General features: G+C 73.4%; 16 protein-coding genes. 9 read left to right on the plus strand and 7 right to left on the minus strand.

Going from position 1 to position 20,740, the window contains the following annotated elements; translation table 11 throughout:
- Window positions 1–53: 53 nt before the first annotated feature.
- The 3 genes from galE to idi all read left to right on the plus strand — a co-directional run bounded on the left by galE (window position 54) and on the right by idi (window position 2,909).
- The gene (gene galE, locus ACGFSH_RS19535) at window positions 54–1,022 is read left to right on the plus strand and encodes a UDP-glucose 4-epimerase GalE (protein WP_393350112.1); all 969 of its coding nucleotides are present in this window, start codon (window positions 54–56) and stop codon (window positions 1,020–1,022) included.
- Window positions 1,023–1,185: 163 nt separating this feature from the next.
- Complete coding sequence (locus ACGFSH_RS19540) at window positions 1,186–2,127, plus strand: cation diffusion facilitator family transporter (RefSeq protein ID WP_393350115.1); 942 nt, start codon at window positions 1,186–1,188, stop codon at window positions 2,125–2,127.
- 188 nt (window positions 2,128–2,315) lie between these two features.
- Window positions 2,316–2,909: an isopentenyl-diphosphate Delta-isomerase gene (idi, locus tag ACGFSH_RS19545; protein ID WP_393350117.1), complete on the plus strand. Its 594-nt coding sequence runs from the start codon at window positions 2,316–2,318 to the stop codon at window positions 2,907–2,909.
- A gap of 3 nt (window positions 2,910–2,912) precedes the next feature.
- Here the strand turns inward: idi and ACGFSH_RS19550 are convergent, their stop codons facing one another.
- Window positions 2,913–3,431, minus strand: coding sequence for an ATP-binding protein (locus ACGFSH_RS19550; protein WP_393350861.1), 519 nt, complete (start codon window positions 3,429–3,431; stop codon window positions 2,913–2,915).
- A gap of 310 nt (window positions 3,432–3,741) precedes the next feature.
- Here ACGFSH_RS19550 and ACGFSH_RS19555 point away from each other — a divergent pair, with 310 nt between their 5' ends.
- The 3 genes from ACGFSH_RS19555 (at window position 3,742) to ACGFSH_RS19565 (ending at window position 7,708) form a co-directional block, all read left to right on the plus strand.
- A complete protein-coding gene (locus ACGFSH_RS19555) occupies window positions 3,742–4,491 on the plus strand; it encodes an enoyl-CoA hydratase/isomerase family protein (protein ID WP_393350120.1) in 750 nt (249 codons plus the stop codon).
- Window positions 4,492–4,620: 129 nt separating this feature from the next.
- Window positions 4,621–7,047: a Tex family protein gene (locus ACGFSH_RS19560; RefSeq protein WP_393350122.1), complete on the plus strand. Its 2,427-nt coding sequence runs from the start codon at window positions 4,621–4,623 to the stop codon at window positions 7,045–7,047.
- 70 nt (window positions 7,048–7,117) lie between these two features.
- Window positions 7,118–7,708: a putative glycolipid-binding domain-containing protein gene (locus tag ACGFSH_RS19565; RefSeq protein WP_393350125.1), complete on the plus strand. Its 591-nt coding sequence runs from the start codon at window positions 7,118–7,120 to the stop codon at window positions 7,706–7,708.
- On the opposite strand, the gene ACGFSH_RS19570 is transcribed toward ACGFSH_RS19565, so the two are convergent.
- Entirely contained in the window at window positions 7,705–9,345 is a 1,641-nt protein-coding gene (locus ACGFSH_RS19570; protein WP_393350128.1) for an ABC-F family ATP-binding cassette domain-containing protein, read from the minus strand. The genes ACGFSH_RS19565 and ACGFSH_RS19570 overlap by 4 nt on opposite strands.
- Window positions 9,346–9,434: 89 nt before the next feature.
- Here ACGFSH_RS19570 and ACGFSH_RS19575 point away from each other — a divergent pair, with 89 nt between their 5' ends.
- Window positions 9,435–10,391 (plus strand): FAD-dependent oxidoreductase, encoded by a 957-nt coding sequence (locus ACGFSH_RS19575; protein WP_393350131.1) that lies wholly within the window; start codon window positions 9,435–9,437, stop codon window positions 10,389–10,391.
- A gap of 581 nt (window positions 10,392–10,972) precedes the next feature.
- Here the strand turns inward: ACGFSH_RS19575 and ACGFSH_RS19580 are convergent.
- Window positions 10,973–12,928, minus strand: a complete 1,956-nt coding sequence (locus tag ACGFSH_RS19580; RefSeq protein ID WP_393350133.1) for a Xaa-Pro dipeptidyl-peptidase — start codon at window positions 12,926–12,928, stop codon at window positions 10,973–10,975.
- A gap of 218 nt (window positions 12,929–13,146) precedes the next feature.
- Between ACGFSH_RS19580 and ACGFSH_RS19585 the strand changes: the two genes are divergently transcribed.
- Window positions 13,147–14,631 (plus strand): M1 family metallopeptidase, encoded by a 1,485-nt coding sequence (locus ACGFSH_RS19585; protein WP_393350135.1) that lies wholly within the window; start codon window positions 13,147–13,149, stop codon window positions 14,629–14,631.
- 23 nt (window positions 14,632–14,654) lie between these two features.
- Here the strand turns inward: ACGFSH_RS19585 and ACGFSH_RS19590 are convergent, their stop codons facing one another.
- Genes ACGFSH_RS19590 through ACGFSH_RS19600 form a run of 3 tightly spaced genes read right to left on the minus strand, consistent with a single transcriptional unit; the run spans window position 14,655 to window position 17,579 of the window.
- On the minus strand, window positions 14,655–15,587 hold the full coding sequence (locus tag ACGFSH_RS19590; RefSeq protein ID WP_393350137.1) for an adenosine kinase: 933 nt from the start codon (window positions 15,585–15,587) through the stop codon (window positions 14,655–14,657).
- A complete protein-coding gene (locus ACGFSH_RS19595) occupies window positions 15,584–16,066 on the minus strand; it encodes an Appr-1-p processing protein (RefSeq protein WP_393350139.1) in 483 nt (160 codons plus the stop codon). The genes ACGFSH_RS19590 and ACGFSH_RS19595 overlap by 4 nt, the downstream gene beginning before the upstream one ends.
- A gap of 46 nt (window positions 16,067–16,112) precedes the next feature.
- Window positions 16,113–17,579: an amino acid permease gene (locus ACGFSH_RS19600; RefSeq protein WP_393350141.1), complete on the minus strand. Its 1,467-nt coding sequence runs from the start codon at window positions 17,577–17,579 to the stop codon at window positions 16,113–16,115.
- A 232-nt stretch (window positions 17,580–17,811) separates the two neighbouring features.
- Here ACGFSH_RS19600 and ACGFSH_RS19605 point away from each other — a divergent pair, with 232 nt between their 5' ends.
- Window positions 17,812–18,525 (plus strand): MerR family transcriptional regulator, encoded by a 714-nt coding sequence (locus tag ACGFSH_RS19605; RefSeq protein WP_393350144.1) that lies wholly within the window; start codon window positions 17,812–17,814, stop codon window positions 18,523–18,525.
- Window positions 18,526–18,538: 13 nt separating this feature from the next.
- Here the strand turns inward: ACGFSH_RS19605 and ACGFSH_RS19610 are convergent, their stop codons facing one another.
- Window positions 18,539–20,716: a 3-hydroxyacyl-CoA dehydrogenase NAD-binding domain-containing protein gene (locus ACGFSH_RS19610; RefSeq protein WP_393350146.1), complete on the minus strand. Its 2,178-nt coding sequence runs from the start codon at window positions 20,714–20,716 to the stop codon at window positions 18,539–18,541.
- Between the last annotated feature and the right edge of the window lie 24 nt (window positions 20,717–20,740).

A 20,740-nucleotide genomic window follows, 5' to 3' on the forward strand; every position in this document is an offset into this window, starting at 1 on the left:
CCGACAAAGCCCACCCCGCCGCGGCCCGCACGCCTCGGCATAGGGTTTCAGGCATGACGTGGCTGATCACCGGCGGAGCCGGATACATTGGGGCGCATACGGCACGGTCCATGACCGGGGCCGGCGAGCGCGTCGTCGTGGTGGACGATCTGTCCACGGGCTCGGCCGTGCGGCTCGGCGCGGACGTCACCCTCGTGCGGGGCTCGGCCCTCGACACCGGCCTGATCGAGCGGGTCCTCGCCGAGCACTCCGTGACGGGCGTGGTGCACCTTGCCGCGCACAAGCAGGTCGGCGAATCGGTGGCGCGGCCCACCCGCTACTACCGGGACAACGTCGGCGGCCTGGCCGCCCTGCTCGAGGTGGTCGCCGCGGCCGGTGTGCGGCGGTTCCTGTTCTCCTCCTCCGCCGCGGTCTACGGCAACCCCGATGTGGACCTCATCACGGAGGACACCCCCTGCGCGCCGGTGAACCCCTACGGCGAGACCAAGCTCGCCGGCGAATGGCTGGTGCGGGCGGCCGGGCAGGCGCACGGCATCGCGACGACGTGCCTGCGCTACTTCAACGTGGCCGGGGCCATGGCGCCGGAACTCGCCGACACCGGCGTCTTCAACATCGTCCCGATGGTGTTCGACCGGCTCACCCGCGACGAGGCCCCGCGGATCTTCGGCGCCGACTACGACACCCCGGACGGGACCTGCGTCCGCGACTACATCCACGTCGCCGATCTGGCGGAGGCGCACCTCGCGGCGGCGCGGCGGCTTTGCGCGCCGGACGCGGCGGGCGACCTGACGGTGAACATCGGCCGCGGCGAAGGCGTGTCCGTGCGTGAGCTGGTCACGCTCATCGGCGAGGTCACCGGCGACGACCGGCCCGCGGTCGTCGAGGGCCGCAGGCCCGGGGACGCCCCGCGCGCGGTGGCGTCGGCGGAGCTGGCGGCCCGGGAACTGGGGTGGAAGGCCCGGCGGGGCATGCGCGAGATGGTCGACTCGGCCTGGCGTGGCTGGCAGCTCCACCACGCCTGAGACCCGGCGGCGCACACCGGCCCGCGACGCCCTGACCTGGGCATCGTTTCCGCAGGTCAGGGCAGATGACAACGGTATTCGGTACCGCGTTGCCGGATACCCCCCACCCGTAGTTCACTGGGGTCCCGGGCGGCACACGACCGATCACGAAGGGGCGGCTTCCATGGGGGCTGGGCACGACCACACCCACACCCACGCGCACGCGCCGGCCACCGGCACGGCCGCGGCGGCGTACCGCGGCAGGCTGCGGGTCGCCCTGTCGATCACGATCGGCGTCATGGTGGTCGAGATCGTCGGCGGGCTGCTGGCCGACTCCCTCGCGCTGGTCGCGGACGCCGCACACATGGCGACGGACGCGCTGGGCCTCGGGATGGCGCTGCTCGCCATCCACTTCGCCAACCGGCCGCCGAGCACCCATCGCACCTTCGGGCTGGCCCGCGCGGAGATCCTCGCCGCCCTCGCCAACTGCCTGCTGCTGCTCGGGGTGGGCGGCTACGTCCTGTACGAGGCGGTGCAGCGGTTCCTCACCCCGGCGCCCACCGAGGCCGGGCTGATGATCTGGTTCGGCGCGATCGGTCTCGTCGCGAACATGGTGTCCCTCACCCTGCTGATGCGCGGCCAGGCGGAGAGCCTGAACGTGCGCGGGGCGTTCCTGGAGGTGGCCGCCGACGCCCTCGGCTCGGTGGCGGTGATCATCTCGGCGGTGGTGATCCTCACCACCGGCTGGCGGGCCGCGGACCCGGTCGCCTCGCTCGTCATCGGCCTGATGATCGTGCCGAGGACCGTGAAGCTGCTGCGGGAGACGCTCGACGTGCTGCTGGAGTCGGCCCCCAAGGACGTCGACATGGCCGACGTGCGGTCCCACATCCTGGCCCTGGACGGGGTGCGGGACGTCCACGACCTGCACGCCTGGACGATCACCTCGGGGATGCCGGTGCTGTCGGCGCACGTGGTGGTGGCCTCGGACGCGCTCGACGCGATCGGCCACGAAAAGATGCTGCACGAGCTCCAGGGCTGCCTCGGCGACCACTTCGACGTGGAACACTGCACCTTCCAGCTGGAGCCCGTCGGACACGCGCAGCACGAGGCCCGGCTCTGTCACTGAGCGTGCCCGCGCGGTACGCCCGCGTATCCGCACAGGCGTTCCGGGCGGTTCCCCGGCCGCGCGGGCGGGCAAGATCAGCTACCGGGTCTCCTGCCGCGCGGGACATGCGCGCTCTTCGCGCGAAGTGCCGGGAGTGCCGGGCGCGTACGGCAGACTGGGGACGCGAGGACCGATGCTTAAGGATGGGTATGCCGATCACACCTGCCACCGCGACACACAACTCGTCGAACGGCACCGCTGACGCGATCTTGCTGGAGCTGGTCGACGAGGACGGCGTCACGATCGGCACCGCGGAGAAGCTCGCCGCCCATCAGCCGCCGGGACAACTGCACCGCGCCTTCTCGGTGTTCCTCTTCGACGAGCGCGGCAGGCTGCTGCTTCAGCAGCGGGCGCTCGGCAAGTACCACTCCCCCGGCGTGTGGTCGAACACCTGCTGCGGTCATCCCTATCCCGGCGAGGCGCCGTTCGCGGCGGCGGCCCGGCGCACGTTCGAGGAGCTGGGCGTCTCCCCGTCGCTGCTCGCGGAGGCCGGCACCGTCCGCTACAACCACCCCGACCCGGACTCCGGGCTGGTGGAGCAGGAGTACAACCACCTGTTCGTCGGGCTGGTGCAGGCGCCACTGCGGCCGGACGCGCAGGAGGTCGGCGACACGGCCTTCGTCACGGCCGCCGAGCTGGCCGAGCGGCACGCCGAGGCCCCGTTCTCCTCGTGGTTCATGACCGTGCTGGACGCCGCGCGGCCGGCCGTCCGGGAGCTGACCGGCCCCTCGGCCGGCTGGTGACGGTCAGGGCAGCCGCACGGGTCTGAGCGGCAGGGCGGCCCAGATCACCTTGCCGCCGCTCGCCGTGTGCTCGACGTCGCACGCCCCGCCCGCCTCGCGGGTGATCTCCCGTACGAGGAGCAGTCCGCGACCGCCCGTGCGGCCGTGGTCGGTCTCCAGGGCGGTCGGGCGGTAGGGGTGGCTGTCCTCGACGGAGACCCGGACCCACTCGGCTTCGACGGCGATCTCCACCGCCAGCGTGGGCGACAGCACCGCCGCGTGCCGCACGGCGTTGGTCACCAGCTCGGAGACGATCAGCAGCAGCCCCTGGGCCAGGTCGTCGGTGATGGGCACGCCCTGGCGGTACAGCAGGTCGCGCACGGCGTGCCGCGCCTGGGGGACTGAGGCGTCCACGGCGGGCGCGGTGAAACGCCACACGCCCTCGTAGGGCAGCGGTCGCGGTTCGGCCTCCGCGGGAAGTCCGGTAGGTGCGGCCGGTCCGCCCGCTGGGCGTGGGTCGGGCCCGCGCCCGTGATCGTCCATCGTCCGGTCGCCGCCCTCGCGCTCGATTGTCGCCACACGTCGAGTGTGGGAACGAGACGCCCGCCGCCGCAGGACTGAACAGAAGTCAGCGATTAATGAGCGTTTCCGACCCCATCAGAAGGACACCGTCGGGCGCAGGACCGTTTCTGTCCCCTCCGCGCCGCCTTCGCGCACTCTTCGGGTTGTACGGGTTCGACGACGCCGCTCCTCCCTTTTGGCCGCTTTGCCGCCGGCTCCGCCCGCCCCGCGCCGACCGCCCGGCGCGGACCGCCTCGCCCCGGCGGGAAGGCGGGTGGTTAGCATCCCGGACATGGAGCCCGAACTGCTGCACGGCGTCACCGACCAGGTCGCCACCGTCGTCCTGCACCATCCCGCGAAACGCAACGCCATGACGGCCGCGATGTGGGCGGCGCTGCCCCCGCTCCTGGACACCCTGGCCGCCGACCCCGGCGTACGGGCCCTGGTGCTGACCGGCGCGGGCGGGACCTTCTGCGCCGGGGCCGACATCAGCACGCTCCAGGGCTCGCCGCAGGAGGCCCAGACGCTGGCCGTGCGCGCCGAGGACGCCCTGGCCGCGTTCCCCAAGCCGACGCTCGCGGCCGTCCGCGGGCACTGCGTCGGCGGCGGCGCCCAGCTCGCCGCCGCGTGCGACCTGCGGTTCGCCGAACAGGACGCGCTGTTCGGGGTGACGCCCGCGAAGCTCGGGATCGTCTATCCGTCCTCCGCCACCCGGCGGCTGGTGTCCCTGGTGGGACCTGCCACCGCCAAGTACCTCCTGTTCTCAGGCGAGTTGATAGACGCGGAGCGGGCGCTGCGCACCGGACTCGTCGACGAGGTGCTGCCCGCCGACGAACTCGAACAGCGCGTCGCGGAGTTCACGCGCGTGCTGGTGTCGCGCTCGCAGCTGACGCAGGCCGCCGCCAAGGAGTTCGCCGACGGACGCACCGACCGGGACGCCCACTGGAGCGCCCAGGCCCGCGGCAACGGCGACACCGCGGAGGGCGTCGCCGCGTTCCTGGAGCGCCGGGAGCCGCGCTTCGCCTGGTCACCGACGGGCTGAACCGGCCCCGACGCGACGCGGCCGCCGTGCGGGCGGACCCCGGTCCGGCGGCCGCGCCCTGATCCCCGGATGCCGGCGCCACCTGCCACAATTGCCGCGCAACCTCATTGGAGAAGGCGGTACGGGATCGTGACGACACCCGGGTCCATCGAATCAGGGTCCATCGAAAGCAGGATCGCCGAAGAACTCGGCGTACGGGAACGGCAGGTCAAGGCCGCCGTGGAGCTGCTCGACGGCGGCTCGACGGTGCCCTTCATCGCCCGCTACCGCAAGGAAGCGACCGAGATGCTCGACGACGCGCAGCTGCGCGCGCTCGAGGAGCGGCTGCGCTACCTGCGCGAGCTGGAGGAGCGGCGGTCGGCGATCCTGGAGTCGGTGCGCGAGCAGGGCAAGCTCACCGACGCGCTGGAGGCGCAGATCCGCGGCGCCGAGACCAAGGCACGCCTGGAGGACGTCTACCTCCCGTACAAGCCCAAGCGGCGCACCAAGGCGCAGATCGCGCGGGAGGCGGGCCTCGAACCGCTCGCGCAGGGCCTGCTCGGCGATCCCTCGGTCGATCCGCTCGCGGCGGCCGCCGCCTTCGTCGACGCCGGCAAGGGCGTCGCCGACGCGCAGGCGGCGCTGGACGGCGCGCGGGCGATCCTGACCGAGCGGTTCTCGGAGGACGCCGACCTGATCGGCGAGCTGCGCGAGCGCATGTGGACCCGCGGGCGGCTGGCCGCGAAGGTCCGCGAGGGCAAGGAGGAGGCGGGCGCGAAGTTCGCCGACTACTTCGACTTCGCCGAGCCGTTCACCGCCCTGCCCTCCCACCGGGTCCTGGCCATGCTGCGCGGCGAGAAGGAGGAGGTCCTCGACCTCGTCCTGGAGCCGGAGGAGCCCTCCGAGCAGCCCGGCCCGTCCTCCTACGAGGGCATCGTCGCCGCCCGGTTCGGCATCGCCGACCGCGGCCGCCCGGGCGACAAGTGGCTCACCGACACCGTGCGCTGGGCCTGGCGCACCCGCATCCTCGTGCACCTCGGCCTCGACCTGAGGCTGCGGCTGCGGACGGCCGCCGAGGACGAGGCCGTGAACGTCTTCGCCGCCAACCTGCGCGACCTGCTGCTCGCCGCCCCGGCCGGCACGCGTGCGACGCTGGGCCTGGACCCCGGCTTCCGCACGGGCGTGAAGGTCGCCGTCGTCGACGCGACCGGCAAGGTCGTCGCCACCGACGTGATCCATCCCCACGTCCCGGCGAACAGGTGGGACGAGGCGATCGCCAAGCTGGCGCGGCTGGCGAAGGAGCACGCGGTAGACCTGGTCGCCATCGGCAACGGCACCGCGTCCCGCGAGACCGACCGGCTCGCCGCCGAGCTGATCGCCAGGCACCCGGACCTGCGGCTCACCAAGGTGATGGTGTCCGAGGCCGGCGCCTCCGTGTACTCGGCCTCCGCGTTCGCCTCGCAGGAGCTGCCGGACATGGACGTCTCGCTGCGCGGCGCCGTCTCGATCGCGCGCCGGCTCCAGGACCCGCTGGCCGAGCTGGTGAAGATCGACCCGAAGTCGATCGGCGTCGGCCAGTACCAGCACGACCTGTCCGAGGTGAAGCTGTCGCGTTCGCTGGACGCGGTGGTGGAGGACTGCGTGAACGGCGTGGGCGTCGACGTCAACACGGCCTCCGCGCCGCTGCTCGCCCGGGTCTCCGGCATCACCTCCGGGCTCGCGGAGAACATCGTGGCGCACCGGGACGCCAACGGGCCGTTCACGTCCCGCACGGAGCTGAAGAAGGTGCCGCGGCTCGGCCCCAAGGCCTACGAGCAGTGCGCGGGCTTCCTGCGCATCCGCGGCGGCTCCGACCCGCTGGACGCCTCCAGCGTGCACCCGGAGGCCTACCCGGTGGTGCGCCGCATGGTGAAGACGTCCGGGCAGGAGGTGGCGTCGCTGGTGGGCAACACGGCGGTGCTGCGCTCGCTGCGGCCGACGGACTTCGTCGACGAGACGTTCGGTCTGCCGACCGTCACCGACATCCTCAAGGAGCTGGAGAAGCCCGGACGCGACCCGCGGCCGGCGTTCAAGACTGCCGCCTTCAAGGACGGCGTGGAGAAGATCTCCGACCTGGCCCCCGGGATGGTGCTGGAGGGCGTCGTCACCAACGTGGCGGCCTTCGGCGCGTTCATCGACGTCGGCGTCCACCAGGACGGCCTGGCGCACGTCTCCGCCCTGTCGAAGACGTTCGTGAAGGACCCCCGCGAGGTCGTCAAGCCGGGTGACATCGTCAAGGTGAAGGTCCTCGACGTGGACATCCCGCGCAAGCGGATCTCCCTGACGCTCCGTCTGGACGACGAGGCGGCCGCCCCCGGCGAGCAGGGCCGGGCCGCCGGCGGCGGACGGCAGCAGCGCGAAGGCGGCGGGGGCCGTCCGCCCCAGCAGCGCCGGCGTCCGCAGCAGGCCGGCGGACAGCAGGGCGGCGGGCAGCGCGGCGGCGGCTCACGGCAGGCCGCCGCGCCGCCGGCGAACAGCGCGATGGCCGATGCCCTGCGCAAGGCGGGCCTGCTCGACCCGAAGAAGGGCCGCAGCTGAGCAAGCGGTGACGGGACGGCCCGGCCCGCGGCGCACACGCCGTGGGCCGGGCCGCTCGTACAGTGACGGTATGGGTGCTTCGCGGGTCCTCAGTTGGAGCGTGTCGGCGAGCGGCGGGTACGAGACCGCATGGACCGAGACGGACGACGGCGCGCTGCGGGCGCGCGGACGGGCGGTCGGCACGACGCCGGGGCCGTACTGGGTGTCCTACGAACTCGACACCGCGGACGGTTTCGTGACGCGCCGTCTGCGGGTCACCGTCGAGACGGCCGAACGCACCCGCTCCCTCGACCTGCGGCACGACGGACGGGGCGGCTGGAGTGCCGACGGGGAGCGTCTGCCCGGCTTCGGGGAGGCCGCCGACTGCGATCTCGGCCTGTGCCCGCTCACCAACACCATGCCGGTGCTGCGGCACGGGCTGCACCGGCGTCCGGGCGAACACCGGTTCCTGATGGCCTGGGTGTCGGTGCCCGCGCTGACCGTGCGGCCGTCCTGGCAGACGTACACGCACCTCGGCGCGCAGGCGCGGGGCGGGGCCCTGGTGCGCTTCGCGTCCGGCGGCTTCCGCAGCGACATCGCCTTCGACCCGGACGGGTACGTCCTCGACTACCCCGGCCTGGCGACCCGGCTCCTCCCCCGCGAGCCGGACGAGAATCCCTAGCGCTCGGTCACCCTGCCGTCGGCGACCTCCAGCCGGCGCGTCACGTGGACGGCGTCCAGCATCCGCCGGTCGTGGGTGACCAGCAGCAGCGTGCCCTCGTAGGCGTCGAGGGCGGACTCCAGCTGTTCGATGGCCGGCAGGTCGAGATGGTTCGTCGGCTCGTCGAGGACGAGGAGGTTGACGCCCCGGCCCTGGAGCAGGGCGAGGGCGGCGCGGGTGCGTTCGCCGGGCGACAAGGTGACCGCCGGGCGCATGACGTGCTCCGACTTCAGGCCGAACTTGGCCAGCAGGGTGCGCACCTCGGCGGGCTCGGTGTCGGGGACGGCGGCGCGGAACGCGTCCAGCAGCGCCTCCGGCCCGTGGAACGACCGCCGCGCCTGGTCGACCTCGCCGACCAGGACGCCCGAGCCGACGGCCGCGTGTCCGGCGTCCAGCGGGATCCGGCCGAGGAGCGCGCCGAGCAGGGTCGACTTGCCCGCGCCGTTCGCGCCGGTCACCGCGACCCGGTCGGCCCAGTCGATCTGAAGCGTCACCGGCCCGAACCGGAAGTCGCCGCGCCGCACCTGCGCGTCGCGCAGGGTGGCCACGACCGCGCCGGATCGCGGGGCGGCCGCGATCTCCATGCGCAGCTCCCACTCCTTGCGCGGCTCGTCGACGACCTCCAGGCGCTCGATCATGCGCTGCGTCTGCCGGGCCTTCGCCGCCTGCTTCTCGCTGGCCTCGCTGCGGAACTTGCGGCCGATCTTGTCGTTGTCGCTGGCCGCCTTGCGGCGCGCGTTCTTGACGCCCTTGTCCATCCAGGAGCGCTGGGTCTGCGCGCGCTCCTGCAACGCGGTCTTCTTGTCGGCGTACTCCTCGTAGTCCTCGCGGGCGTGCCTGCGGGCCACGTCCCGCTCCTCCAGGTAGGCGTCGTAGCCGCCGCCGTAGAGGTTGATCTGCTGCTGGGCGAGGTCGAGTTCGAGGACCTTGGTGACCGTGCGGGTGAGGAACTCACGGTCGTGGCTGACGACGACGGTGCCGGCGCGCAGGCCGGTCACGAAGCGTTCGAGGCGCTCCAGTCCGTCGAGGTCGAGGTCGTTGGTCGGCTCGTCGAGGAGGAAGACGTCGTAGCGGGACAGCAGGAGGGAGGCCAGGCCCGCGCGGGCGGCCTGGCCGCCGGACAGCGAGGTCATCGGCTGGTCGAGGTCCACCCCCAGGCCGAGCGAGTCCGCCACCTCCTCGGCCCGCTCGTCGAGGTCGGCGCCGCCGAGGTCGAGCCAGCGCTCCAGGCTCGTCGCGTAGGCGTCGTCGGCGCCGGGAGCGCCGTCGACCAGGGCCTGGGTGGCCTCGTCCATCGTGCGCTGGGCCTCGGCGACGCCGGTGCGGCGCGCGAGGAACTCCCGCACGCTCTCGCCGGGCCGGCGTTCGGGCTCCTGCGGCAGATGGCCGACGGACGCGGTCGGCGGGGACAGGCGCAGCTCGCCCTCCTCGGGCGCGGTGAGACCGGCGAGCAGCGAGAGCAGGGTGGACTTGCCCGCGCCGTTGGCTCCGACCAGCCCGATCACGTCCCCGGGGGCGACGACGAGGTCGAGCCCGGAGAAGAGGGAGCGGTCGCCGTGCCCGGCGGCGAGGTTCTTGGCGACGAGGGTGGCAGTCATCAGACGGTAGATCCTAGTCGGCGTACGCCGCCCCCGGCCTCCGGGGTTTCCCGCGGCCGCCGCGGCCCGGGGCCGGTTACCGTCGCTGCGTGGACATTCAGGGGAACGGGATCGTCGTCGTCGGGAGCGGGGTCGTCGGGCTGGCCACGGCCGTCGTCCTGGCCGAGCGCGGGCTGCGGGTACGGGTGTGGGCGCGGGACCCCGCCGAGCGGACCACGTCCGCCGTCGCGGGCGCGCTGTGGTGGCCGTACCACATCGAGCCCGAGGCCGCGGCCCGCGCGTGGGCGCTGCGGTCGCTGGAGGTGTACCGGGAGCTGGCCGAGCGGCCCGGGGAGACCGGGGTGCGGCTGGTCGAGGGGGCCATGGGCGGCACGGATCCGGCGGTCGTCGAAGGCTGGGCGGCGGGCCGGCTGCCCGGACTGCGCCGGGCCACCGCCCTGGAGCACCCGGCCCACGACGCGCTGTGGGCGCGGCTGCCGCTGATCGACATGGCGGTCCATCTGCCGTGGCTGCGGGCGCGGCTGCTGCGGGCGGGCGGCACGATCGAGGAGCGCACCGTGCACGATCTGGCGGCGGTGGACGCGCCGGTCGTCGTCAACTGCACCGGACTGGGCGCCCGCGAGCTGGTCGGCGACACGTCGCTGCGGCCGGTGCGCGGACAGCTCGTCGTGGTGGAGAACCCGGGGCTGGACACCTGGCTCGTGTCGGCCACCGCGGCCGGGGAGCCGACCTACCTCTTCCCGCAGCCGGGACGGCTCCTGCTGGGCGGCACGTCCGAGGACGGCGTCGGCTCCCTGGAACCGGATCCCGCGCAGGCGGAGGCGATCGTGCGACGCTGCGCGGAGCTGCGGCCCGAAGTGGCGGGGGCGCGGATCCTGGAGCACCGGGTGGGTCTGCGGCCGGTCCGGCCCGCCGTACGGCTGGAACGCGAGACTCTCGCGGACGGACGCACGGTCGTCCACCACTACGGGCACGGCGGAGCCGGGGTGACCGTCGCCTGGGGCTGCGCCGAGGAGGCGGCCGCCCTGGCCACCCTCGCCCGCTGAACCGCCACGGGCGGGGACGCGGCCGCGGGGCGCCGCGGGGAGGGGGCGCGGCCCGCCTGGGATGCGGGGGCGTGCCCTTGCCGGCCCGGGGCCGGGATGCGGGGGCCCCTGCCGGTCAGGACCGAGCAGAGAGGGCCTGACCCGGCCGGGGCGGGGTGGCCGGTGGCCGGGCGGGAGGGGCGGCCCATAGCCGACCGAAGCGCGGCGGCCGGTGTCCAGCCGTGGCGCGGCAGCCAGTGCCCAGCCTGGACGGGGCGGCCGCCGGCCGACCGGCGCGAGGTGGCCGGCAGCCGACAGAAGCTGTACGGCCCGCGCCGACCGGACGGATGGCCGGTGACGACAAGGCCGCCGTCGGCACCGGTCCGGTCGGTCGGCACCGCTCGGTCCGGCTGTCGTCGCCCCGGCCGGTCACCGTCCAGGCGGCTGCCCCGGCCGTCGACTCCGCCGCCGGTCGGCGAGCCGTCAAGCGGCTCGATCCCGGTCGGCCCGACCGTCGTCGAACCGGCCGCATCGGCCCGATCGTCGGCGCGGGCCGTCGAGCCGGTCGGGCCCGCTCGGCGCGGCCGGATCGGCGACACCCCTCAGGGGATGCGGAGTCCCTCCTTCGGGGTGCCCGTGCCTGCGCCTGCCGGTGGGGCGGGGTGTGAGGGGACGCTGGTCGGACGGGTGCCGGTGGTCGCGGCGGCGAACGCCTTCGCGCCGCCGACGAACGGGACCCGGGCCGAGGTGCGGGACAGGTCCACGGTGAGCGTCGGCGTGTCGGCGGGCGGGTCGATGAGGTCCTTGTCGGTGCCCGCCACGATCAGCGCGAGGCGGTGGCCGGCCGGGACGACGTGGTCGGTGGCCGCGAGACCGAGGGTGATCGTGTAGGCCCGTCCCGGGGTGAGCGGCACGCCCCTGCCGGGGTCGGCGTAGGTGCCGAGGTCGGCCCAGCCCCGGCTGACGACGGTGGCGCCGACGTCGGCCGTCCTGGCCTTCGTCTCCTTGAAGCACGCGCTGTCGCCCTCGGTGCTCGCGCCCCAGCAGGTGCGGTCGGTGAGCGTCGTGATGCCCTCGCCGCTCGCCGCGTAGTCCCGGACGGTGTCGGGGCCGACATCGACGAGGACGGCGCTCAGGTGGGCCGTCGCCGTGGTGGGCGTGGCGGTGACGGTGACCTCGGAGGAGCCGGCCAGCCGCAGCGGGCGGGTGAGGGCGCCGGTGACGAAGCCGGCCTTGTCCGGGGTCGGCGTGTCGATCCGTGCGGCCCAGTCGGTCTCGCCGTGCCGCGGGTCGTCGGTGAAGGCCACGCTGCCCGTGCCCGCGCGCAGGCCGAGGGTTCCCACACCGGGCAGTGCGCCGGCGGCCGGGCGCAGGGTCGCCGGCCGGGTGCCGTGCGGCGGCCACGCCGTCGAGGTGACCCACTGGTCGGGGTGGCGTTCCACGTCGGCCATGGGCTCGCGGTCGACGCCGTTGTCGTAGCCGAGGAGTTCGTGGTCGAACCAGCGGTGCAGGGTGTCGACCCAGGCGGCGCGACGGAAGTCGAAGGGGTCGACGTGGCCCGTCTGGGAGAGCCAGATCTTGCGGTGCACACCGTTCTTCCCGAGGGCGTCCCACCACTGTCCGAAGTGCTTGGTGCGGACGTTGAGGTCCTGCATGCCGTGGACGAGGAAGACGCTGGCCCTCACCTTGCGCGCGTCCTTGACGTAGTCGCGTTCGGTCCACAGCGGCGTCAGGTCGCCGGTGCGCGGGGCGTCGTCGACGAGGCGGCGCTGCACGGCGGCGCACCGGGCGCGCGCGTCGGCGGAGGTGACGTAGTCGGCGAGGGCGTCGGGGCCGGAGTCGTACAGCGGCGCGCCCTGGGAGAAGTAGTAGTCGTACCAGGAGGAGATGGCGCTGATCGGGACGATGGTGCGCAGACCCCGGACCCCGGTGGCGGCGACCGCGTTGGCGATGGTGCCGTCCCAGCTCTTGCCGATCATGCCGGTCGCCCCGTCGGTCCAGCTCGCCCGGACGGCCTTGCCCCCGGTGCGGGCGGTGTAGGCCCTGGCGCGTCCGTTGAGCCAGTCGACGACGGCCTTGGCGGACCGCACCTCGAAGCGGCCGCCCACGTCCTCGCAGCCGTCGGAGCGGCCGGTGCCGGCCAGGTCGACGCCGACGACGGCGTAGCCGCGCGGGACGAAGTAGTTGTCGTAGAACAGCGGCATCCGGACGATGTTGCCGGCCGCGTCGTACGTCTTGAGCTGTCCCTCGTTGCCCCGCCCGCAACAGGCGTAGTAGGGGCTCGCGTCCATGATGACGGGCACCTTGCGGCCCCGCGCGGCGGGTTCGCGGGGGCGGACGATGTCTGCGGCGACCCGGTCCGTGCGTCCGTCGCCGTCGGCGTCGAGCCCGGTGTCGACCCAGACGGCTTCGCGGACGGCGTCGGCGTAGGAGTAGACGGGCCGGCTCTCGCGTGGGGAGCCGTGGGCCGCCGCCGGGGTGAGGAAGGCGGCCACCAGGAGGGTGATGACGGCGGTCGCGAGCGGTCTCCAGGTCGTGAAGCGCATGCGTGTCGGCATGCGCGGGACGGTACTCGCGTCAACTCCCGCGCAGAAGGGGGCACATGACGCTCGTCGCGGTCGTGGGGACCGGCGTGGCCGGAACCCGACCGTGCGGGCAGCTCCCTGTGTGACGGCCGAATGGCGATCGTGTGACGGGGGTGGCGATGGGCAGGTCCTGGGGCACGGGAGTTCCTAGGCTCCCGGAAGACCTCCCGCCTCCACGACTTGGAGCTTTTGTGCAGCGCAGCATCCTCGCGCCCGGCGCCCTTGCCGCCGCGTCCGTCCTGCTGGCGATCCCGGCGTCGGCCGCGGGCTTCACCCCCGGCGCGCCGGGCATCGGCGACCCCTACTACCCGGCCTACGGCAACGGCGGCTACGACGTCTCCCACTACGACCTGCGGCTGAAGTACCAGCCCGCCACGGACGAGTTGGAGGGGACGGCGACCCTCCTCGCGACGACCACACAGGATCTGTCGCGCTTCGACCTGGACTTCCTGCTCGACGTCAGCGAGGTGCGGGTCGACGGCGTGCGGGCGGCGTTCGCCTCGACGGGCGAGCACGAGTTGCAGATCACGCCGAGGAAGGCCCTGCCCAAGGGCGCCGCGATGACCGTCGTGGTGCGCTACAAGGGCGTCCCCTCGTCGAAGCAGGCGTACGGCTTCACCAGCTGGCACCGCACCCCGGACGGCGGGGTCGGCGCGAACGAGCCCGAGTCGGCCTGGTGGTGGTTCCCCGGCAACGACCACCCGCTCGACAAGGCCACCTTCGACGTGTCGGTCCAGGTGCCGGACGGCACCCAGGCCGTCTCCAACGGCACGTTGCAGTCCACGAGTTCACGGGCCGGCTGGACCCGCTACAACTGGCGGTCGGCCAAGCCGCAGGCCACCTATCTCGCCACGCTCGCGGTCGGCCGGTTCGACATCACGACCGGCACGACCGAGAGCGGCATCCCGGTCGTCAACGCCTACAGCACGGCTCTGGGCGACGACGCGGGCGCGGCGCGGGCGAGCGTCGAGCGGACCGGGGAGATCGCCGACTGGCTCAGCGGCTTCTTCGGTCCGTACCCCTTCGAGGCGCTCGGCGGATACGTGCCGGACACGACCACCGGCTACGCACTGGAGACGCAGACCCGGCCCTATTACAGCCCGCGGCAGTTCGCATCCGGCTCGAACACCTCCGTGGTGGTGCACGAGCTGGCCCACCAGTGGTACGGGGACTTCGTGTCCGTGGCGGGCTGGAAGGACATCTGGCTGAACGAGGGCTTCGCGCGGTACGCGCAGTGGCTGTGGTCCGAGCACGAGGACGAGGGCACCGCGCAGGAGCTGGCCGACTACGTCTACGCCTCGCACCCGGCCGGCGACGCGTTCTGGACGGTGCGGCCGGGCGATCCGGGCCCGGAGAACCAGTTCGACGCCGCCGTGTACGACCGGGGCGCGCTGGCCGTGCAGGCGCTGCGCAACGCGATCGGCGACGAAGCCTTCTTCACCGTCCTCAAGGGCTGGCCCCGGCAGCACGCGTACGGCAACGCGACCGTCGCCGACTTCCGGCAGTACGCCGAGCGGGTCTCCGGCAAGCGGCTGGACGCGCTGTTCGACGCCTGGCTCTTCCAGCCGGTCAAGCCCCAGGCGCCCGCGGCGCGCACCGCGTCGCCGGCGGCCGCGCCCGTGGCGCCTAGGTCCTGGAAGAAGATCGCCGCGACGAACGGCGTCCACACCCGCTGAGCCCCGCCCTCCCGGCCGGCGGTTCAGGCGCCGGCCGCCGCCAGGAGGGCGGATCGCGACAGGGCGGTGCTCTGCGTCGCCGGGACCGTGCAGGCGTACGCCCCCGCCAGCGCGCCGAACTCGGCGCACCGGCGGGGCGGTTCGCCGCTGAGGCGGCCGAAGAGGAAGGCGGACGCGAAGGCGTCGCCCGCGCCGTTGGAGTCGACCACCGGCGCGGGCGGGGTGACGGCGGGTATATGGGTCAGCTCGCCGTCGGCCAGCAGATACGCCCCCTGCGCGCCGGCCGTGGCGACGACCGCCTCGGCCCGGCCGCGCTCGGCGATCGCGCGCATGGTCGCGTGCGGGTCGCGCAGCGCGGTGGCGGAGACGAAGACGACGTCCGCCGCGTGGGCGAAAGGCTCGTGGTAGGGGTTCTCGCCGTCCCAGTTGTGCAGGTCGGTGGAGATGCCCACGCCCGCCTCGCGGAGCACGGGGAGGGCCTCGGCGCAGGGATGGGTGATGGACACGTGCGCGTGGCGGCTCACCGCGGCCAGGGCGCGCAGCGTGGGCTCGGGGAAGCGGTCGTCCGGGCGGCCGCGGCTGTTGTCGTACAGGGAGAGCCGCCGCCCGTCCGGGCTCACCAGGTTGACCGCGCGCTTGGTGCCGGCGGGCTGCGGGAGCGCGGTGAGGGCGATGCCCCGGTCCCGGTGCAGGGCGCGCACGAGGTCGCCCTCGGGGTCGTCGCCGAGGAAGTCCAGGTGGTGGGTGCGCAGGCCGAGGGCGGAGAGGCCCAGGGCGACGAAGTCACCGGTCTGCCCGGCGCGGGCGCGGATACCGCTGTCGATCATGTAGCTGTCGGCGTAGGGGAGCGGCAGCTCCGGCACGTACACGATGGTGTCCACGCCGGCCCCGCCCAGCACCAGGACGTCGATGTCCTTCCCGGCGCCCTCGTCGATCTCCGCGCGCATGTGCGTCATCCCTCCCCGTGGTCGTACACCGTCACCGTGACGCCCCGCGCCGCGAGCCTGCCGGTGACGAGCGGCTCGACACGGGACCACTCGCCCCCGGCCGGCCCGCAGCCTATCCGCGGCATGTGCACCGACGCGCCGAGGTCCAGGGCACGGTCGGCGAGGCGGGCCAGGGCCGCGTCGATGGCGTCGTAGCGCACGGGGACGGCGTTGCCCGCCCTGCGCACCCCGTGCCGGCCGATCATGTCGGCGACCCACACGTCCCGCTCCACCCGGACGGTCTGGAGGGCGCCCAGGCCGAAGCCGTTGGACGCGCGGCCCCGGTGCCAGGCGCGGTAGGCCGCCTCGGGTTCGGGCCGGCGCCGCGACAGGGCCAGGACGAACCCGTTGCCCCAGCCCCCGCCGTCGTTGCAGACGTGGGCGATCACCTTGACGCCCTTCACCGACGGAGCGGTGGCGTCACCCCGGACATACGCGATCTCCGACATGACGCCACCGTAGGCGGTGCCACTGACATCGCCGGGGGCTGTGGGACTACTTGGTCAGCTCGGTGAGTTCGGCGTCCGTCGCCCTGGACACGCGGTCGCGGACCGCGAACCAGCCGGCGACGAGCGCGGCCGCGACGAGCGGGATCAGCAGCAGCGTCTTGCGGCCGACCTCGGGGTCGTTCCACATCAGGCCGAGGACGGCGATCAGGAAGACGATCGTGACGCTCTCCGTGACCGGGCTGCCCGGCAGGCGGAAGGAGGGCCGCTGCACCAGTCCGGCCCGCGCGCGGCGGACGAAGACGAGGTGGCAGACCATGATGATCACCCAGGTGCTGATGATGCCGAGCGAGGCGATGTTCAGCACGATCTCGAAGGCCTGGCTGGGCATGAGGAAGTTCAGGCCGACGCCGAGGACGCACACCGCGCAGGTCAGCAGGATGCCGCCGTAGGGAACCTGGCTGCGGTTCATGCGGGCGGTGAACCGGGGCGCCGAGCCCGCCATGGCCATGGAGCGCAGGATGCGGCCGGTGGAGTACAGGCCGGAGTTCAGGGAGGACATGGCGGCCGTCAGGACCACGAGGTTCATCACGTCGCCCGCACCGGAGACGCCGATCTTCGACAGGACGGTGACGAAGGGGCTCTCGTCGGCCGAGTAGAGCGAGCCGGGCAGCAGCAGGGCGAGCAGGACGACCGAGCCCACGTAGAACAGGCCGACGCGCCACATGATGGAGTTCACCGCGCGCGGGACCACCTTCTCCGGCTCGGCCGTCTCGCCCGCGGCGACGCCGACCAGTTCCAGCGCCGCGTAGGCGAAGATCACGCCCTGCATGACGAGGACGACGGGCATGGCGCCGTGCGGGAGGAGGCCGCCGTGGTCCGTGATCACGCCGGGGCCGGGCGTCTGTCCGCCCACCTCGTGCCGGGTGGCGAGCAGGAAGATGCCGATGCACATGAAGGCGACGAGGGTGGCGACCTTGACGATCGCGAACCAGAACTCCATCTCGCCGAAGATCTTCACCGAGATCAGGTTCACCGCCAGCACCACCGTGAGCGCGACGAGTGCGAGCACCCACTGGGGGATGCTCGTGAACATGCTCCAGTAGTGCGTGTACAGGGCGATCGCGGTGATGTCGGCGATGCCGGTCGTGGACCAGTTCAGGAAGTACATCCAGCCGGCGACGTACGCGCCCTTCTCGCCGAGGAACTCGCGCGCGTACGACACGAAGGAGCCCGAGGAGGGCCGGTACAGGACCAGCTCGCCGAGGGCGCGGACCACGAAGAAGGCGAAGACGCCGCAGACCAGATAGGCGAGCGCGAGAGCCGGGCCCGCGCTGTGCAGGCGTCCCCCCGCGCCCAGGAAGAGGCCGGTGCCGATGGCGCCGCCGATGGCGATCATGTTGACGTGGCGGTGCTTGAGGTCCTTGCTGTAGCCGGCGTCGCCCGCGTCCGCGGGTGTCGCGGCCGCCCCGGGGCGGGTGGCGACGTCGGCCGTGTCCACGCTGTCCTTGCTCACGGGTGGTTCCACTCTCTGGTGCGCCCGGGCCTGGTACGCCCGGGTTTCCGTACGGTCGTGGCCCGCGGCTCCCGGGTAGGGGCACAGACCAGCACCGCACCTTCCCCAAACGCCGGGTGACCATGCGGTGGCCGACGTCACACGGCGTCGCTTCTCACAGGACTCTCACCGCTGCTCCGCACTCCCCCGCCCCGGGTTTCACAGCACCGGTGGCACAGCGATACTGCTGCACATGACGATCGAGACCGAGGAGCCGGCCCTCACGGTCGACGAGCTGGCCGCGCGGGCGGGGGTCACGGTGCGGACCGTGCGCTTCTACTCCACCAAGGGGCTGCTGCCGCCGCCGGTCATCGGCGCGCGCCGGGTGGGCCGCTACGGCTCCGGGCATCTCGCCCGTCTCGCGCTGATCGAGGAGTTGCGCGAGCAGGGCCTGACCCTGGCGGCGATCGAGCGGTACCTGGACCGGCTGCCGCCCGGTCTCGACGCCCGTGACCTCGCCGTGCACCGGGCCGTGGTGGCGTCCTGGGCGCCGGACGCGGTGGAGACGGTGTCACGGCAGGAGCTGGAGCGCAGGGCGGGGCGTGCGCTCGGCGAGGAGGACGTGGACCGCCTCGTCGCGATGAACGTCGTACGCCGCGAGCAGGACGGGTACGGGGTCGACCCGGGTCTGCTGCGCCTCGGCGTGCGGCTCCTGGACGTGCCGCTGTCGCAGGAGTCGATCCGCGCCGCGCGCACCGTCCTGCTCGACCACGCGCGCGCGGCGGCCCACGAGCTGTCGCGGCTGCTGCGCGAGGAGGTGCCCGAGCGCGACGCGCGGGCCGTGCGCTCGCTGTCGGCGCACATGCAGCCCCTGGTCGTGCAGGCCCTGCTGACGGCGTTCCAGCGCTCGCTCACCGAGGAGCTGCGGGAGTGGCTCGGGGAGCCGCCGTCCGACGGCTCCCCCTGAGACTCCCGGTCGGTCAGCGCGCGTCCGTGAACGTCTCGCCGTTCTCCGCCTTGGCCACCAGCAGCGCGGGCGGGGTGAAGCGGTCGCCGTAGCGCTCGGCGAGTTCCCGCGCGCGTGCCACGAAGCCGGCAAGGCCGCCCTCGTAGCCGTTGACGTACTGGAGCACGCCGCCGGTCCAGCCGGGGAAGCCGATGCCGAACAGGGAGCCGATGTTGGCGTCGGCGACCGAGGTCAGGACGCCTTCCTCCAGCAGCCTGACCGTGTCGAGAGCCTCGGAGAACAGCATGCGCTCCTGCATGTCCTCGAACGGGATCGCGGCGCCCGCGCGCGTGAAGTGCTCGCGCAGCCCCGGCCACAGCCCGGCCCTCTTGCCGTCCTCGGTGTACTCGTAGAAGCCCGCTCCCCCGCTGCGTCCGGGGCGCCCGAACTCGTCGACCATGCGGTCGACGACGGCCTCGGCGGGGTGCGCGACCCAGGTCCCGCCGGCCTCCTCGACGGCCCTCCTCGACTCCCGGCGGATCTTCTGCGGCAGGGTGAGCGTCAGCTCGTCCATCAAGGAGAGCACCTTGGCCGGGTAGCCGGCCTGCGCGGCCGCCTGTTCCACGGAGGCGGGCTCGATGCCCTCGCCCACCATGGCGACGCCCTCGTTGATGAAGTGGCCGATCACCCGGGAGGTGAAGAAGCCGCGCGAGTCGTTGACGACGATCGGGGTCTTCCTGATCTGCCGGACCAGGTCGAAGGCGCGCGCGAGCGCCTCGTCGCCGGTACGGGCGCCCTTGATGATCTCGACGAGGGGCATCTTGTCGACGGGCGAGAAGAAGTGCAGGCCGACGAAGTCGCCCTGGCGCTCGACGCCCTCGGCCAGCGCGGTGATGGGCAGGGTGGAGGTGTTGGAGCACAGCAGGGCGTCGGGGGCCACGACGTGCTCGATCTCCTGGAAGACCTTGTGCTTGAGGGCGGTGTCCTCGAAGACGGCCTCGATGACGGCGTCGCAGCCGGCAAGGTCGGCGGGGTCCGCGGTGGGGGTGATGCGGGCGAGCAGCGCGTCCGCCTTCTCCCGGGTGGTGCGGCCCCGGGCGACGGCCTTGGCGCAGAGCTTCTCGGAGTAGCCCTTGCCCTTGACGGCGGCCTCCAGGGAGACGTCCTTCAGGACGACGTCGATGCCGGCGCGGGCGCACGCGTAGGCGATGCCCGCGCCCATCATCCCGGCGCCCAGGACGGCGGCCCTGCGGACCGTGCGGGGCTCGACGCCCTTGGGGCGGCTCACGCCGGAGTTGACCGCCTGGAGGTCGAAGAAGAACGCCTGGATCATGTTCTTCGACGTCTGTCCGGCGGCCAGTTCGACGAAGTAGCGGGCCTCGATGACCTGCGCGGTGTCGAAGTCGACCTGGGCGCCCTCGACGGCCGCGGCGAGGATGGCGCGCGGCGCCGGGTAGGGGGCGCCGTTGGTCTCCTTGCGCAGACTGGCCGGGAAGGCGGGCAGGTTGGCGGCGAAGCGCGGGTTCGACGGGGTGCCGCCGGGGATGCGATGGCCCGGCTCGTCCCAGGGCTGCCGCGACTCGGGGTGGGCGTCGACGAAGGCGCGGGCCTTGGCGAGCATGTCCTCGTGCGTCGCGGCGACCTCGTGGATCAGGCCGTTCTCCAGGGCCTGGCGGGGGCTGTACTGGTTGCCCTTGAGGAGGACCTTGAGCAGGGCGTCGGTGATGCCCAGCAGGCGCACGGTGCGCACGACGCCGCCGCCTCCGGGCAGGAGGCCCAGGGTGACCTCGGGGCAGCCGATCTTCGAGCCGGGCGCGTCGAGGGCGATCCGGTGGTGGCAGGCGAGGGCGAGTTCGAAGCCGCCGCCGAGGGCCGCGCCGTTCAGGGCGGCGACGACGGGCTTGCCGAGGGTCTCGATGCGGCGGAGGTGGCGCTTGATCTCCAGTCCGCCCTCGAAGAGGTCGCGGGCGGTGTCGGGGGTGACGCGGATCAGGTCGCGCAGGTCGCCGCCGGCGAAGAAGGTCTTCTTGGCGGAGGTGAGGATGACGCCCCGGACGGAGTCCTTCTCGGCCTCCAGCCGGTCGGCGACGGCGGCGAGGGAGGCGCGGAAGGCCGCGTTCATGGTGTTCGCCGACTGGTCGGGGTCGTCGAGGACGAGGGTGACGAGGCCGGTGCGGTCCTGTTCCCAGCGGATGGCGGTGCTCTGTGTCATGAAGGGTCTCCGGAGAAGTCGTGG

This window comes from Streptomyces sp. NPDC048481, from assembly GCF_043200075.1.
GTDB lineage: Bacteria > Actinomycetota > Actinomycetes > Streptomycetales > Streptomycetaceae > Streptomyces.

What these genes read in the sequence shown, in the direction of transcription:
- ACGFSH_RS19550 (WP_393350861.1), bottom strand. Translation starts at nt 3,431, where the DNA reads ATGGACGATCACGGGCGCGGGCCCGACCCACGCCCAGCGGGCGGACCG.
- ACGFSH_RS19540 (WP_393350115.1), top strand. Translation starts at nt 1,186, where the DNA reads ATGGGGGCTGGGCACGACCACACCCACACCCACGCGCACGCGCCGGCC.
- ACGFSH_RS19580 (WP_393350133.1), bottom strand. Translation starts at nt 12,928, where the DNA reads ATGCCGACACGCATGCGCTTCACGACCTGGAGACCGCTCGCGACCGCC.
- galE (WP_393350112.1), top strand. Translation starts at nt 54, where the DNA reads ATGACGTGGCTGATCACCGGCGGAGCCGGATACATTGGGGCGCATACG.
- ACGFSH_RS19610 (WP_393350146.1), bottom strand. Translation starts at nt 20,716, where the DNA reads ATGACACAGAGCACCGCCATCCGCTGGGAACAGGACCGCACCGGCCTC.
- ACGFSH_RS19590 (WP_393350137.1), bottom strand. Translation starts at nt 15,587, where the DNA reads ATGACGCACATGCGCGCGGAGATCGACGAGGGCGCCGGGAAGGACATC.
- ACGFSH_RS19605 (WP_393350144.1), top strand. Translation starts at nt 17,812, where the DNA reads ATGACGATCGAGACCGAGGAGCCGGCCCTCACGGTCGACGAGCTGGCC.
- ACGFSH_RS19555 (WP_393350120.1), top strand. Translation starts at nt 3,742, where the DNA reads ATGGAGCCCGAACTGCTGCACGGCGTCACCGACCAGGTCGCCACCGTC.
- idi (WP_393350117.1), top strand. Translation starts at nt 2,316, where the DNA reads ATGCCGATCACACCTGCCACCGCGACACACAACTCGTCGAACGGCACC.
- ACGFSH_RS19570 (WP_393350128.1), bottom strand. Translation starts at nt 9,345, where the DNA reads ATGACTGCCACCCTCGTCGCCAAGAACCTCGCCGCCGGGCACGGCGAC.
- ACGFSH_RS19595 (WP_393350139.1), bottom strand. Translation starts at nt 16,066, where the DNA reads ATGTCGGAGATCGCGTATGTCCGGGGTGACGCCACCGCTCCGTCGGTG.
- ACGFSH_RS19565 (WP_393350125.1), top strand. Translation starts at nt 7,118, where the DNA reads ATGGGTGCTTCGCGGGTCCTCAGTTGGAGCGTGTCGGCGAGCGGCGGG.